The following is a 14,875-nucleotide window of genomic DNA, read 5'->3' on the forward strand; positions in this document are numbered from 1 at the left end:
CCCCCTGTACTACTTCAGCCGCGAATTCGCGGATAAATCCCGCAAAAGCAGAGTGCTCCCATGCACACAACGGAATAGCATCCGCCTTCAGGCCACCCTGGCCTGCCGCTTCGTCCGCAGTTGCCTCGCCGCCGCCACCATGTTCACCAGTGCCGCCTCCGTTTCTACCCAGCCGCGCGTCTTCAACCCGCAGTCGGGATTGACCCAGAGCCGCTCTGCCGGGATGCGCTCACAGGCCTGTTCCAGCAGCCGTACCATCTCGCCGGTATCCGGCACCCGCGGCGAGTGGATGTCGTAGACGCCTGGTCCGATATCGTTGGGGTATTCGAAGGCGCGAAAGGCTTCCAGCAGCTCCATCTGCGAGCGTGACGTCTCGATGGTGATGACATCGGCATCCATCGCCGCAATCGACTCGATCACGTCGTTGAATTCGCTGTAGCACATGTGCGTATGGATCTGCGTTTCATCGCGCACGCCACTGGCACACAGGCGAAACGCTTCCACGGCCCAGTCCAGATAGCTTCGCCATTGATCACGCCGCAGCGGCAGCCCCTCGCGGAACGCCGCTTCGTCGATCTGGATGATCCTGATACCCGCCGCCTCCAGGTCGCAAACCTCGTCACGGATCGCCAGCGCGAGCTGCCGCGCCTGTTGCTCACGGCTGATGTCTTCACGCCCGAACGACCACATCAGCATCGTTACGGGCCCGGTCAGCATGCCTTTCATGATCTTCTTGGTCTGTTGCTGGGCATAGCTGATCCACTCCACCGTCATTGCGGTCGGTCGGCTCAAATCGCCGTAGATCACCGCCGGTTTGACGCAACGCGAGCCATAACTCTGCACCCAGCCGAAGCGGGTGAAGGCGTACCCGTCCAGCTGCTCGGCGAAATATTCGACCATGTCGTTGCGCTCGGCCTCGCCATGTACCAGCACATCCAGGCCAAGCTGTTCCTGCACCGCGACGGCATGCCGAATCTCGGTCTGCATCGCTTCGGTGTAGTCGGCCAGTCCCAAGCGACCCTGCTTGAATGCCTGACGAGCCAGGCGAATGGCCGGGGTCTGCGGAAAAGAGCCGATGGTGGTGGTGGGAAACGGTGGCAATTTCAGCTGCGCACGTTGCTTCTCGATGCGCTCGGCAAACCCGGACGAACGCTGGGCATGCCGTGGCTTGATCGCCGCCAGGCGCGCCTGCACCTCGGGCTTGTGGATGCGCGGCGACTGGGCGCGACTGGCCTGCACCGCACGGCTGTATTGCAGGGCCGCCTGTACCTGAACGTCCTCGGGCGCATTCACGGCACGTGCGAGGATCGCGACCTCGCTGCATTTTTGCACGGCAAAGGCCAGCCAGCTCCGAAGCTCGGTATCCAGCTGATCCTCACGCACCAGATCCACCGGCGCATGCAGCAGCGAGCAAGATGGCGCAATCCACAGGCGGTCGCCCAGACGCTGCGCCGCATGGCGCACCACCTCCAGCACCTTGTCCAGATCACAGCGCCAGACATTGCGCCCGTTGACCAGTCCCAGGGAGAGAATTTTGTAAGTCGGCAGCCAGTCGAGAATCACCGGGTACTGCTCCGGTGCGCGTACGAGATCAATGTGCAGGCCATCCACCGGCAGCGAAGCGGCCAGCGCCAGATTGTCTTCCAGACCACCGAAATAGGTGGCGACCAGCTTCTTCAACGGTGCCCGCTGCAGCTGGTTGTAGGCCCGCTCGAAGGCATTCTTCCAGTCCTGCGGCAAATCCAGCACCAGAATGGGCTCGTCGATCTGCACCCACTCGACGCCCAGCGCAGCCAGTCGTTCGAGAACTTCTGCGTAAACCGGCAACAGCCTGTCGAGCAGCTCCAGCTTGTCGAACGCAGCCCCCCTGGCCTTGCCCTGCCAGAGATAAGTCAGCGGACCAATCAACACCGGCTTGACCGAATGCCCCAGCGCCAGGGCTTCTTCGACTTCCTCGAACAGCTGCGTCCAGGACAGGCTGAATGCCTGATCGGCACTGAACTCGGGGACCAGATAGTGGTAGTTGGTGTCGAACCACTTGGTCATTTCCTGTGCCTGGCCCGCACCGCAACAACTTTTGCTCACACCGCGCGCCATGGCGAACAACGTATCCAGCGTCGGCTCGCCGCCAGTGGGGCGAAAGCGCTCGGGCACCACACCGAACATCAGCGAATGCGTCAGCACCTGGTCGTACCAGGCGAAATCACCCACCGGCAACAGCTCAATGCCTGCGTCGGCCTGAAGCTGCCAGTGGGCGGCACGCAGTTCGCGGCCCACAGTGCGCAGGCCGTCCTCGCTCAAGTCGCCTTTCCAGTACGCCTCAAGGGCTTTTTTCAGTTCGCGGTCCGCACCGATACGCGGGAAGCCCAGTGAGTGAGCAACAGCCATGCGATTTCTCCAATCCATCTCGATTTCGATGGCGGGAGTGTGTACGCCTTACGACAATGAAACAAACTCAGCTTATTTGATTTAAAGAATAGAAATATTCATGTTGTGACATTTGCGCTCCTGCGTTTTCAAAAAAGGGTCATCCCTTGTCACGACAACAAAATGAATCGGCCCGAAGAACCGAAAGATCTGGGAACACTGCTTGAGCTGCTGGAGCAGGCAGGAGAAGCGGACCAGCCCGTCAGCATCGACTGCATGCTGCAGGCAACCGGACAGCGCAGTTTCGGCGCGCTATTGCTGGTGCCCGGCCTGCTGGTGTTCTCGCCGCTGTCGGGGATTCCCGGACTACCGAGCCTGTTCGCCGTCATGATTGCGCTGATCGCCTTGCAACTGCTGGTCGGTCGGCGGCATATCTGGTTGCCCCAATGGCTGCTCAAGCGCACCGCTCCGCGCAGCAAGTACGACCGCGCGATGGCTTTTATCAAACGCCCGGCAGGCTTTATCGACGGTCTGCTACGACGTCGCCTGGTGTTTCTGACCGAAGGCATTAGCGTATATTTCAACGCCATACTGTGCCTGCTGATCGCCGCCACCATGCCGCCGCTGGAGCTGATTCCCTTCGGCAACTCCATCGCCGGGGCGGCCTTGAGCATTCTCGGACTGGGCATGATGGCGCGCGACGGTTTCATGGTGTTGATTGCCATCGGTTTTTGCATCTGCCTGGCTTACTTCGTCAGCCGCCTGTGGCTGTAGCAGGCTCCGGTCGGCTGTGCCTCCACTCGACAGTATGAGCACGCTGGGACAAACTTCCGTCTCGTAATGAGTCACGCTCAAGTCGTTTCGCCTTCACCCGCCCCTACTCACACAGCGCAGGAAGCCCCGGCATGCTGGAAATTCGTCATCTGAGGACCCTTCATGCCTTGCGCGAAACGGACAGTCTGGTGGAAGCCGCCGAGCGTCTGCATCTGACCCAATCGGCACTTTCGCACCAGTTCAAGGAACTGGAAGAACGTCTGGGACTGCAGCTTTTCGTGCGCAAGACCCGCCCCGTGCGCTTCACCAGTGCCGGTCTGCGCCTGCTGCAACTGTCCGACAGCCTGCTGCCACAACTGCGCAGCGCCGAGCGCGACCTGGCGCGGCTGGCCGGAGGAACGGCTGGCCGGCTGCACATGGCGATCGAATGCCACAGCTGCTTCCAGTGGCTGATGCCCACCATCGACCAGTTCCGTGATGCCTGGCCGGAAGTGGAACTGGACCTGGCCTCGGGCTTTTCCTTCGCGCCACTGCCAGCGCTGGCAAGGGGCGATCTGGATCTGGTGGTGACTTCCGATCCGGTGGAGCTGCCGGGTATCACCTATGTCCCGCTGTTCACCTACGAGGCGCTGCTGGCGGTGGCCAACCAGCATCCGCTGGCCAGCCGGCCCTATGTGCGTGCGGAGGATCTGGCCAGCGAAACCCTGATCACCTATCCGGTGGAACGCGACCGGCTGGATATCTTTACGCGCTTTCTGGAACCGGCGGATGTCGAGCCTGCACAGGTGCGCACCTCGGAACTGACGGTGATGATGATGCAACTGGTGGCCTCGGGGCGTGGCGTCTGCTGCGTGCCGAACTGGGCACTGCATGAGTACAGCACCCGTGGGTACGTCACCGCCCGGCGTCTGGGCGAGAAAGGCTTGTTCGCCACACTTTTCGCTGGCATCCGCGCCGACATGCTGGACTCGCCGTTCATGCGCGACTTCCTGCTGACCGCCAAGGACACCTCATTCGCCACCCTGGAAGGTGTCAGCGCGGCGCCAAAGGTGAAGTAACCTCCGCCACCGACTGCCGATACGGCAGCGCACCCTGTGCTGCCTCGGCATAGCGCAGCACGCCCTGGCGCTCCTGGGCGAGAAAGTCGCTCACTGCCGCGCGCAGCCCCGGATGCACCAGGTAATGCCAGGAGCGGGTAATCACCGGCTCGAAGCCACGAATCAGCTTGTGCTCACCCTGTGCGCCCGCATCGAAGCGTTGCAGGTTTTCGGCAATTGCCAGATCGATGCCCTGATAGAAACAGGTCTCGAAATGCAGCCGGTCGAATTCTGCCAAGCAACCCCAGTAACGACCGTAGAGCCCCTGTGCGTCGATCAGGCTGAAGGCCATGGCGACCAGACGCCCTCCCTGCTTCGCCAACACCACGCGAATCGCTTCGGGCATGCGTTCGGCCAGCAAGCTGAAAAAGCTGCGCGTCAGGTAGGGTTCCCGCCCACGCACGTGATAGGTGTTTGCGTAGCAGGCGTAGACGAAATCCCACTCGGACTCGTCAAGCTGATGGCCCTCGCGCCAGTCAAACCCGATTCCCTGCGCGGCCACCTGTTCGCGCTCCTTGCGCACCTGCTTGCGCTTGCGCGACGTGAAGCCGTCGAGAAAATCCTGGAAGTCGCGATAACCACGGTTATGCCAGTGAAACTGGCAGCCGATACGTTCCAGCCAGTTGCCCCTGCCGCGCAATAACGCATCGGCATCCGGCTCGGTGAAGTTGATGTGCAGACTCGACTGGCCCAGCTCGGCCAGTTCGGCAGTGAGCAAATCCAGCAGCTGTAAGGCGGATTCGCTGTTGCCGAGCAGCCGGTCGCCGGCCACTGGTGAGAACGGCACGGCACAGAGCAGCTTGGGGTAATACTCGATACCCGCGCGGTGACAGGCGTCTGCCCAAGCCCAGTCGAAGACATATTCGCCGTATGAATGGCTTTTGCAATACAACGGCAAGGCCGCCTGCAACGTGCCCGTAGCATCACTCAGCAACCGATGCTGCGGGTGCCAGCCGCTGCTACCACTCACGCTGCGGCTGTCTTCAAGGCTGGAGAGAAAGGCATGACGCAGAAACGGCTGGGGATCAGGCAGTAAAGAATCCCACTGTTGCGGGGCAATCTCGGCGAGGCAGGTAATGGTCTGGATAGGCATGACGAGCAGTCTGGCCCCTTGCGAGCCGGAAAAAAAGCGCTTCGCCCTACAAGCGATGCCCCAATGGTTGCGCGAGGCAGCTGTTTTTGTGGGAGGGCCTTGGCCGCGAGCTTTTGGCGGTAACTCCGTGCTGGCGAAGAAAAGCAAAGCTCGCGGACAAGTCCGCTCCAACCGCCAGCTGGCAGGCCCTACAGGTTGCCCTGCAGGGCCGAATTCATTCTGCCAGCGGACTCACGAAAAGCGGTTACTACTGCGCCCACTTGAGGAAGGCTGCACGGCTTTCCGGGGTCAACAGGTTCCACATCTGCTGCAGCGTGGTCAGGGTGGCGTCGCTGTGCGGCAGAGCCGCCGTCGCTGCGGGTGCAGAACGCAGTGCCACACCCTGAGCAGCCGGCTCGCCTGCAGCACCCAGCGGCGCAACGCTGGTGGCTTGCGGAGCGACCTCACTGGAACCCAGCATCGCGTTGAGCACCGAGGTATTACGGTTACCGGCTTGTGCCTCATGACGCTCGCCGGTACGGGTGTTCAGCGCCCAGGCAGGGAAGTCGGTTTCGAAAGCCCGCGCCTCGGCCAGGTTCTGCGGACGGTCGAACTCCAGACGCCAGGTTTCACCGGCCTTGCCTTCGAAATTGAAGATGGCCGTGCGCCCGCGCACCAGTTCATGGCTGATGCCACCATCGATATCGAAACCGTTCTTGTAGAAGGCATGAACCTGGTAGGCACCCGGCTGCAGGTGCAAACGCTTGTCCGAGGCACCGAACATGGAGTTTGCAGCCGAGTGAGGCTGGCCATTGATGCTGCGGATTTCCAATTCGCTTGGCACCACCAGTTCCAATACCTGGTTCTGCGGCAATGGCGCACCGGAATACAGCTGAACGTGGGGCTGCTGGGCACAGGCTGCCAGCAGGCAGGCCATGACAATAACGAACAAACTGCGCATGAAAACTCCTAAGTGCAAAAGTCCGCCGAACTTCGTCGGCATTGGGTTTGATTACAACCGGGAAACAATAATAAGTCTGAATAGTTTCACTTAAATGACAAACCGGGCTGTCCTTGAAGGAACAGCCCGGTTTGTTTTAACCAATTCCGTGAAGTGGAATCAGAAGTCGTAGCGCAGACCTACGGAGAGGCCGGAAGCCTTTTCACCGGCTGGATTCACGCCAGCAATTGCATTACTACGCACATTGGCTGAGCGGGCCTGTTCCCATGGAACCTGTGCGGAGTTGTCGTCGTTATCGATTACCGCGTAGTTGGCATATACACGAACAGCCTTGTCCAGCTTGTGCTCGACACCTACTACCCACATATCGGCGTCAGCATTGTTGGCATCGGAATCGCGGGTCATCCACATGGCCTTCAGAGCCGTATTGGATGCGACCTTGAATTCGCCACCCAGGCCATAGACATCGGACGACCATGCATCGCGGGAGGCTTGAATCGGAGAGTCATGGTCGACTGTCTGATAGAAGCCAACCAGCTTGAAGGCATCAGTCAGTTTGTAGGCGGCAGCGGCACGAATGCCGTCGCGCTCGCCCCGGCCCTGATCTTCTTCGACCGTCTCGTATGCCAGAGAGGCCTCCAGCGGGCCACCAGCATAGTTCAGCGACAGGCTGACGGCATCGCTGTCCTGATCCTCGACAGCCCACTGGCCTTCGTACATCGAGTAGGCCAGTTTTGCATTGAAACCGCCCATGGTCGGCGTGGTGTACTGGATGGTGTTGTCATAACGCTCGTCGAAACGGCCATTGCCGAAGCGGGTCAGGTTGCGCATGTCACCGACCTGGTCACCGAACAGGTTGGCCGGGCCACGGGCAACCTTGAACGGACTGTCGAAACGACCCAACTGCACCGCACCGAAGTTGCCGCCCAGGCCGACAAAGGTGTCGCGGGTAGCGAAGCTGGTGCTGTCGCCATCGCTACTGCCAGTCGTGAAATTGATCTGCTGCTCGATCTGGAAGAATGCTTTCAGATCAGGGTTGATCTGGTGATCACCCTTGAAACCCAGGCGCGAAGAGTTGCTCGACAGGTTTGTTTCGGAATAGTCGGCGCCATCATCCAGATAATCCACAGATACATGCGCACGACCATAGAAAGACACATCGGCCATTGCCACAGCAGGTACCGCCATCGCAGCACCAACAGCAATCGCAATCAACTTCTTCTTCATCGGGAAAAGCTCCTTCGTTTATGAAACGTCGTCCTGCGAATGACATGACGTCGTCTGTTTCGACGGAGGCGATTATGGAAACCCTATATGACAGAAGGTTGTCTGCAATATGACAATTAGAAGTTTAGGGAACTTTTCGCGAAATCCAGGGCGGAAATAAAATCCGCCCTGAATTCAACTCATCAGCGCTTGCGCAGAATTACGCTGCCGATGGAATATCCCGCACCGAAGGAGCTGAGCACGCCGATGCTGCCAGCCGGCAGGTCATCCTGATGCTTGTGAAAGGCGATCACCGAGCCGGCGGAGCTGGTGTTGGCGTAGGTGTCGAGGATCACTGGCGCCTCTTCCGGGCTGGCGTCGCGACCCAGCAGCTTGCGCACGATCAGATGGTTCATGTTGAGGTTGGCCTGGTGCAGCCAGAAGCGCTTGACCGCCTCGACCTCAATGCCGCTCTGCTGCAAGTGTTCGCCGATCAGCTCGGCCACCATGGGACAGACCTCCTTGAACACCTTGCGGCCTTCCTGCACGAACAGCTTGTCCGGATCGCTCATGTGCTCTTCGTCGGTGCGGTTGAGGAAGCCGAAGTTGTTGCGGATGTTGTTGGAGAACTCGGTCACCAGCCTGGTGCTGACGATGTCCCACTGATGCGCAGAGGTCGCCAGATCGGCGCGCTCGATGATTACCGCGGTGCAGGCATCACCAAAGATGAAATGGCTGTCGCGGTCACGGAAATTCATGTGCCCGGTACAGATTTCCGGGTTGACCATCAGCACTGCCCGCGCCTGACCCAGTTGCACCGCGTTGGAGGCGTTCTGGATGCCAAAGGTGGCCGAAGAACAGGCCACGTTCATGTCGAAGCCGAAACCCTTGATGCCCAGTGCAGCCTGCACTTCGATGGCAACCGCCGGATAGGCGCGCTGCAGGTTGGAGCAGGCGACGATCACGCCGTCGATATCGGCTGCGGTCTTGCCTGCGCGAGCCAGCGCTTCTTCGGCGGCTTTCACCGACATCTCGCAAAGGATCGACCATTCATCATTGCTGCGCTCGGGAATGCGCGGAGTCATTCGTTCAGGGTCGAGAATGCCGGCCTTGTCGGTGACAAAACGGCTCTTGATACCGGACGCCTTCTCGATGAAGGCCGAACTGGACTCGGGCATCGGCTGGACATCACCCGCCTCGATGGCGGCAGCGTGCTCGGCATTGAAACGGCGCGCGCAGGCGTTGAATGACTCCACCAGCTCGTCGTTGGAAATGCTGTGGGCAGGGGTATAAAGACCGGTACCGCTGATGACGACGTTATGCACTGCCGTTCCTCTCGAATGGGGGCTTGATCGAAATGTGTGCACCAGCGGGCGTTGTGAAAATCCGCTAAAAACCCTGAAGTCCGGCGCATGTGGTGCTGGCTATTGTGCATGAAAAGCCGAAAGATTCCGTAACGTTGCGCCTATTTCCGGCCTTGGAATTAAGCCTTTCCCTACATTTGTGCGTGACCGACTGGTCTGAACGTGAAGCATGAAAAGCGATGCGTCCACCTTCTGAAAGATAGCTCCCTTTGACGGCCCTGCCACCCGTCTGCACGGCCCTGGGATATCCTTGTGTACCCACCTCACCCGCTGGAACCCTTCATGAAAGACTCACTCGTCGAACTGATCACGCTCATCAGCTCGGGCTGCATGGATGACCAAGAGATTTCCCGTATCGCTGACGAAGCCGCCCAGGCCTATACCGACCCCGCCGGTTTTCTTCAGGCCAATCCGGATATCAACTACGACGATGAGTTCCCCATTCCACTGGGCGAGTGGGTGATTGTCGGCAGCCTGCCGGATACCGTGCTGTTCCAGGCAGACGATTACCAGGCGCTGTTCGCCCAGATCGTGGCTTCGTTCGGCGCGGGCGTCAGCTTTGTGCTGCAACCCAAGCAACTGGCGAAGACCGAGCCACTGAAGGCGCTCAACCGCATCCAGACCCAACTCGGCGCGCTTTACCCCGAGAAAGGTGGCTATGTGCTGGTTAATTTCAGCGAACCGCTGGACGATGAACTGCAGGCGGTGCTGGTTTACAGCTGCGATGTGGAGAGAGTGATGGCGCTGGCAGTGGAAGTCGGTATTTATGCTGCACCGGCCAACGGCTCGTAGGGTCTATAAATTCGACTTTACCGATTGTGGCGCCGCCTGAGCGGATCGAGCAGTTTCGACAGGCCGTTGTGGTCGATTTCCTGCATCAGCGCCAGCAACTGGCCGATTTCCCCCGGCGGAAAGCCCACCCTGGCGAACCAGTTGAGGTAGTTGCCCGGCAGATCGGCAATCAGCCGTCCCTTGTACTTGCCGTAAGGCATCGTTCGGGTCACTAGCAGCTCCAGGTCTTCGGGTTTCATTACGACTGACCGATTGCAAGAAAGGCCGCAAATACTGCCACAGACCGACTCGTCCCCACAGGCCATTCAGCGCCGCTATCGGTCGTATAGACAGGCTCATGCGGGCAGATCGGTGCCTCTTTGGCACAATGCCCGCATCGTCCGACACCGGACCATCGACAGCATCGAGGAAAGCCATGACGGACCAACCCAATCCCGCACCTGAACTGGATGACGCCACCCTGGCATTCGCCGAACAGGTGTTCGCCAGCGCCCGCGCCGGTGATGCCGAACGCCTGGGTGATCTCATTGACCAAGGCCTGCCTGTCAATATCCGCAACCACAACGGCGATAGCCTGCTGATGCTGACCAGCTACCACGGCCACTTCGAGGCCACGCGCCTGCTGCTGGAACGGGGTGCCGATCCGCAACTGCGCAACAACAAGGGCCAGACGCCATTGGCCGGCGCAGCGTTCAAGGGTGATCTGGACATGGTGAAGCTGCTGGTCGAGCGCGGCGCCGATGTCGAAGGCGCTTCAGCCGACGGCAAGACCGCGCTGATGATGGCCGCGATGTTCAACCGGACCGGGATCGTCGAATACCTGATCGAGCAGGGCGCAAACCCGCACGCCACCGACGTCAACGGCGCCACGCCCCTGGCCGCTGCAGCCTTGATGGGCGCGACCGACACCCAGGCCCTGCTGAGCAGCCTCGGCAAGGACTGACCAAGCATGTCGCGCCAGTAGCGATGGCGTTTAGGTCCGTCATTACACTGCCTGGTGGATCGATAAAACGTGATCCACCCTACAAGAGCACCCTGACGACTCAGCCAGCCAGTGGGACGGACCGTCCACCTACGCCTTGAAGCGGCTGACGTTGTTCAACAGCGTGTCGGCCAGCTCACCCAGACGATTGGCCGTCTGGTGGTTGCTGCCCACTGCACTGCCGTTCTCCTCGGCCATGCGCGCAATCATGGTGACCTGCTTGGCGATTTCAGCCGAGGCCGTGCTCTGCTCGCGCAACGCATGGGAAATCTCCGCCACCGTGGCCAGCACCTGATTGGCCGCCTCACGAATACCGCCCATGGCCTCACCGGCATGCTGGGCACGCTGAACGCCTTCATGCACGCGCGCCACGCCCTGCTCCATGCCTGCCACAGCGTCCTGGGTGCCATGCTGGATCGACGCAACCATCTCGGTGATTTCCTTGGTCGAATTGGCCGTGCGCTCGGCCAGCTTGCGTACTTCGTCGGCAACCACCGCAAAGCCGCGCCCCTGCTCGCCGGCCCGCGCCGCCTCAATGGCCGCATTGAGCGCCAGCAGGTTGGTCTGGGCGGCGATGTCACCAATCACACCGACAATCGCCGAAACCTGGCCCGAACGCTCACCCAGCTCTTCGACGGTTCGCGCCGAACTCTCGACCGAACGAGCGATCTCGCTGATCTCGGCAACCACTGAGGCGACGATGTCGCCACCTTGGCGCGACAGATCACCGGAGTGCTTGGCCAGGCTGTCCGCCTCGCTGGCATTACGGGCGATATGCTCGATACCGACGGTCATCTGCTCCACTGCGGCAGCCATGCTCGATGCCGCATCGCTCTGGCATTGCGAAGCCACATGAATCTGCCCGGACGAAGCCACCAGATTGCGCGCCGAATCGGCGACGTGATCGGAATTGTCCTTGATGCTGCCAATCAGACTGCGCATCGCCTCGGCCATCTCATTGAAGCTGCCGGCGACAAAACGCAACTCGTCGCGCGCGGCCAGATCGATGCGTGCGGTCAGGTCGCCCGAGGCAAGCCGCTGACTGCCCTGGCGCAAGCTGCGAATGCTGTTCATCACCGACAGATAGGCACCCACCGACAGATAGCCGATCAACCCCAGCACGGTAACCAGCGCAGCGATATTCAGGTACAGGACCTGTTGCGCACCTTCGATGCGCTGATTCAGCAGCGCATCCAGGGCAGGCAACAACACGTCGTACATCTGCGCATAACCAATGCTGATGGCCGCAGTGGTCATCTCGAAAAATTGTGCTGAAGACGTACTGTGCAGATCATCATGCAAGGTGATCTGCTCCACCACCTGGCTGACTTCACGGTGCTTGGCCCCCAAAGACTCGAACGCCCGTTGAAGATCGCCCGAGAGTTCTGGCCGTAGCGCGATTACCTTGTCGAGATTTTCACGCATGCCGCCCATGGCGGCCTTGATCTCCTCGGCGAGAACAATGATCGCAATGCGCCCTGCGTCATCCACCTCGCCCTGGGCCAAAGCGCCTGCGCCCCGGGCACGCAGACGCCCGAAGCGCTCCAGCGCAAACGGCAGATCGTTGAGCGCCGTGGTCATCAGATAGAAGGTTTCCGCCTCCGGGTCGAACGTCAGGGCATAGGTGTCCGACAGTGTTCGCTGGAAGCGCAGCAGCTCTGCGATCAGCGCCGTGTGGGCGGTGGCATTTTCGGCCTGTGACGCATTCAAGCCATTGCGCTTGATGGCATCCCAGGCGCTGTTGATTGCCCGCCATTGCTGCAGCTCGCGCCTATCCGCCGCCAGCGTACGCTCCAATTGGCGCAACGCTTCGTCAACGTTGGCTTCGCGCTCGCGTCGCCGGGCCGCAACTTCGGTGTCGCCACCGAGCAGCATCGAGGACAGCCCGCGATGCTGCTGCACATACTCCACCGTCTTCAGCAGGGGACGCGCCAAAGCCGTGGCAACCAGTTCATTCTGTGAGCGCTCGATGGTGCCATTGAGTTGCCCGGCCAGCGTCAGAATCAGGCTGGCAAAGGAAACAAGCGACAACAGGCCGAGCAGGCTGAATTTGACCGGATAGGACAGACGATTCATCAGTCCTTCGGCTGGTGAAAAGAGCATTTTCATAGGTGTATTCCAGGACGATTCGTGACGTTCGCACGAAGCCGTTCGGTATTGCGCACAGGAGGCCGGAACACGCACGCACTTCAGTGTGGACCCGCATCAGAGTTTCCGCGTGCTTGCAGAATCGGCCACGACCGCAGGTGCGTCCCTGACCATAATCAAGGAATGCGCCATGACCGTGATATCACTGCGCCAGCATCCATCAAGACCCTGAAAACACAGGCGCTGGGCCCATGTAATGGTGCTGCGACCAACGGAAGCAGCCACCAACAGCTGCTCGAAAAAGCGAGCGGCAGCCTTTTCCGTACACGCCATGAGCCTTGATGAAAACTGTCAGCGGGAGGGTGCTCGCTGCGGCGGGCCATGAATGTCGAAACCAATCGCTCATGTCGATTGCAGGGGCTGGCCGACTCCACCACACTGCCGTCATTCCCACCTGTGACCGGAGTTGCTTCATGTCTGCACACACTTCCCTTTCGCGCGACACCATTCTGGCCCACCCGGACGCGCTGAACTGCACCATCTACCGCGCACACGCAACTGATCCGGACGGCGAAGAGCAAGACATGGGCGATGCACGCATCGTCATCACCGGCACCTTCGAGCCACCGATCGAGTGGGACGCCAAGGAGCGCGCCGACTACTTCGACGGCATGCCGCCGGAAGCCTTTTTCACCGCCCTGTTCGCCAGCGAAGCCGAAGCCGACTCCAAGGGCTACTTCACCGTCGAGGCAGACGACTATGCCGCCGTCACCGACAAGGACGGCAACGTCGCCATGTATTACGTCTGCGAGCGTGGTGAGGATGACACCTACGTACTGCTACGCGAGGAAGACGAGGACGACGAATAAGCAGCGGCCAGGCCCGCCCCACCAAGAGGAATCGCATGAGCCCTCTGCAACACCGCTGGCAGTCGCCGGTGGCTCGCATGAAGCTGGTCGCCGGCTGCCTGCTGCTGCTCGCCGCCCTGCTCTATGTGCTGGCCACCGCGATGGAGCCGCGCCATGCGGCCTGGGGCTATCTGGCCTCTTTCGCGGAGGCGGCCATGATCGGCGCCATTGCCGACTGGTTCGCCGTCACCGCCCTGTTCCGCCGGCCACTGGGCCTGCCGATTCCGCACACGGCAATCATCCCGCGCAGCAAGGCACGCATCGGCCAAAGCCTGTCGACCTTCATCACCACGCACTTTCTTGCCACGCCACTGGTGCTGAGCAAGCTGCAGGCACTGGATTTGGGTGGCCGCCTGGCCAACTGGTTGCGCCACCCGGACAACGCCGAAGCGGTCGGACGCCAGCTGGTCGGAATGGCACGCTTCGGCGCCGACTCGCTGCAGGATGAGCGCGTGCGCAGCTTCGTTCAGGCCAGGCTGACCGACCGCGTGCGCAAGGTGGATCTGGCGCCGCTCTGTGGCCAGATACTGGAAGTCCTCACGCATCAGGGCAAACACCAGGCCATGCTCGATGAAGCACTGATCCGGCTCGATGCCCTGCTGCAGGATGAGGACACCCGCACCCTGGTGGCCAATGCCATCACCGCCGAGGTCCGCACCCTGCGCTATCTGGGTCTGGGCAAAGCCGTAGGCGGCTGGTCGGCGAACAAGTTCGTCGACGGCATCTCGGCACTGATCGCCGAAGTCGCCAGCGACCCGCTGCATCCCCTGCGCGAGCGCTTCGACGAGCATCTGGCAGGCTATATCGAACGTCTCAGGCACGATCCAGGCTATCGACTGGAAGTCGAGCGTATCGTCGCCCAGCTCCTCGAACATCCAGCCACTACCACCTATATCCAGTCACTCTGGAAAGAACTGACCGAGTGGCTGCAGGCCGATCTGGCCAGCCCCGAATCGAGAATTGGCCGGCGTATCGTCAGGCTCACGCAAGGCCTCGGCGAAGCGCTGGCGAGCGACCCCTCCATACGCAACTGGATCAATGAACGCCTGCTGGCCACGGCGCCAGCCATGCTCGAACGCTACCGCGGGCAGATTGGCGCCTATATCGCACAGCGCGTGGAAAACTGGGAAAGCCGGGAACTGGTCGAGCAGATGGAGCAGAGCGTCGGCAAGGACCTGCAATACATTCGTATCAACGGCACGCTGGTCGGCGGGCTGGTCGGGCTGGCGCTGCATGCCCTGACCCAGTTGGCCACCGGCTGACC

13 protein-coding genes are annotated in these 14,875 nt (G+C 60.7%); 6 read left to right on the top strand and 7 right to left on the bottom strand.

The features are described 5' to 3' along the window. Positions 1–87 precede the first annotated feature (87 nt). Positions 88–2,388: a 5-methyltetrahydropteroyltriglutamate--homocysteine S-methyltransferase gene (gene metE, locus NAV32_RS11970; RefSeq protein WP_256053029.1), complete on the bottom strand. Its 2,301-nt coding sequence runs from the start codon at positions 2,386–2,388 to the stop codon at positions 88–90. A 162-nt stretch (positions 2,389–2,550) separates the two neighbouring features. On the opposite strand from metE, the gene NAV32_RS11975 reads away from it, so the two are divergent. Both NAV32_RS11975 and metR read left to right on the top strand, forming a co-directional pair. Then, positions 2,551–3,141 (top strand): exopolysaccharide biosynthesis protein, encoded by a 591-nt coding sequence (locus NAV32_RS11975; protein WP_256053030.1) that lies wholly within the window; start codon positions 2,551–2,553, stop codon positions 3,139–3,141. Between the two features lie 131 nt (positions 3,142–3,272). Next, complete coding sequence (gene metR / locus NAV32_RS11980) at positions 3,273–4,199, top strand: transcriptional regulator MetR (RefSeq protein WP_256053031.1); 927 nt, start codon at positions 3,273–3,275, stop codon at positions 4,197–4,199. Here metR and NAV32_RS11985 read toward each other — a convergent pair. The 4 genes from NAV32_RS11985 to NAV32_RS12000 all read right to left on the bottom strand — a co-directional run bounded on the left by NAV32_RS11985 (position 4,174) and on the right by NAV32_RS12000 (position 8,802). Next, positions 4,174–5,331: a GNAT family N-acetyltransferase gene (locus NAV32_RS11985; protein WP_256053032.1), complete on the bottom strand. Its 1,158-nt coding sequence runs from the start codon at positions 5,329–5,331 to the stop codon at positions 4,174–4,176. The genes metR and NAV32_RS11985 overlap by 26 nt on opposite strands. A 247-nt stretch (positions 5,332–5,578) precedes the next feature. Next, positions 5,579–6,271 (bottom strand): DUF2057 family protein, encoded by a 693-nt coding sequence (locus tag NAV32_RS11990; protein ID WP_256053033.1) that lies wholly within the window; start codon positions 6,269–6,271, stop codon positions 5,579–5,581. A gap of 159 nt (positions 6,272–6,430) precedes the next feature. Further along, positions 6,431–7,498 carry a porin gene (locus tag NAV32_RS11995; protein ID WP_256053034.1) on the bottom strand — a complete coding sequence of 356 codons (1,068 nt, stop codon included), beginning with the start codon at positions 7,496–7,498 and terminating at the stop codon, positions 6,431–6,433. Between the two features lie 182 nt (positions 7,499–7,680). Continuing rightward, entirely contained in the window at positions 7,681–8,802 is a 1,122-nt protein-coding gene (locus tag NAV32_RS12000; RefSeq protein WP_256053035.1) for a beta-ketoacyl-ACP synthase III, read from the bottom strand. Positions 8,803–9,123: 321 nt separating this feature from the next. Between NAV32_RS12000 and NAV32_RS12005 the strand changes: the two genes are divergently transcribed. Continuing rightward, the gene (locus NAV32_RS12005) at positions 9,124–9,633 is read left to right on the top strand and encodes a hypothetical protein (RefSeq protein ID WP_256053036.1); all 510 of its coding nucleotides are present in this window, start codon (positions 9,124–9,126) and stop codon (positions 9,631–9,633) included. A gap of 17 nt (positions 9,634–9,650) precedes the next feature. Here NAV32_RS12005 and NAV32_RS12010 read toward each other — a convergent pair whose 3' ends face one another. Then, a complete protein-coding gene (locus NAV32_RS12010; RefSeq protein WP_256053037.1) occupies positions 9,651–9,872 on the bottom strand; it encodes a DUF3820 family protein in 222 nt (73 codons plus the stop codon). A gap of 176 nt (positions 9,873–10,048) precedes the next feature. On the opposite strand from NAV32_RS12010, the gene NAV32_RS12015 reads away from it, so the two are divergent. Beyond that, complete coding sequence (locus NAV32_RS12015; protein ID WP_256053038.1) at positions 10,049–10,576, top strand: ankyrin repeat domain-containing protein; 528 nt, start codon at positions 10,049–10,051, stop codon at positions 10,574–10,576. A 129-nt stretch (positions 10,577–10,705) separates the two neighbouring features. Here the strand turns inward: NAV32_RS12015 and NAV32_RS12020 are convergent, their stop codons facing one another. Then, positions 10,706–12,724: a methyl-accepting chemotaxis protein gene (locus NAV32_RS12020; protein WP_256053039.1), complete on the bottom strand. Its 2,019-nt coding sequence runs from the start codon at positions 12,722–12,724 to the stop codon at positions 10,706–10,708. 452 nt (positions 12,725–13,176) lie between these two features. Between NAV32_RS12020 and NAV32_RS12025 the strand changes: the two genes are divergently transcribed. Beyond that, positions 13,177–13,572 carry a hypothetical protein gene (locus NAV32_RS12025; protein WP_256053040.1) on the top strand — a complete coding sequence of 132 codons (396 nt, stop codon included), beginning with the start codon at positions 13,177–13,179 and terminating at the stop codon, positions 13,570–13,572. Positions 13,573–13,607: 35 nt separating this feature from the next. Further along, the gene (locus tag NAV32_RS12030) at positions 13,608–14,873 is read left to right on the top strand and encodes a DUF445 domain-containing protein (protein ID WP_256053041.1); all 1,266 of its coding nucleotides are present in this window, start codon (positions 13,608–13,610) and stop codon (positions 14,871–14,873) included. Positions 14,874–14,875 lie beyond the last annotated feature (2 nt).

The sequence above is a fragment of the Stutzerimonas stutzeri genome, assembly GCF_024448695.1.
Classification (GTDB): domain Bacteria; phylum Pseudomonadota; class Gammaproteobacteria; order Pseudomonadales; family Pseudomonadaceae; genus Stutzerimonas; species Stutzerimonas stutzeri_T.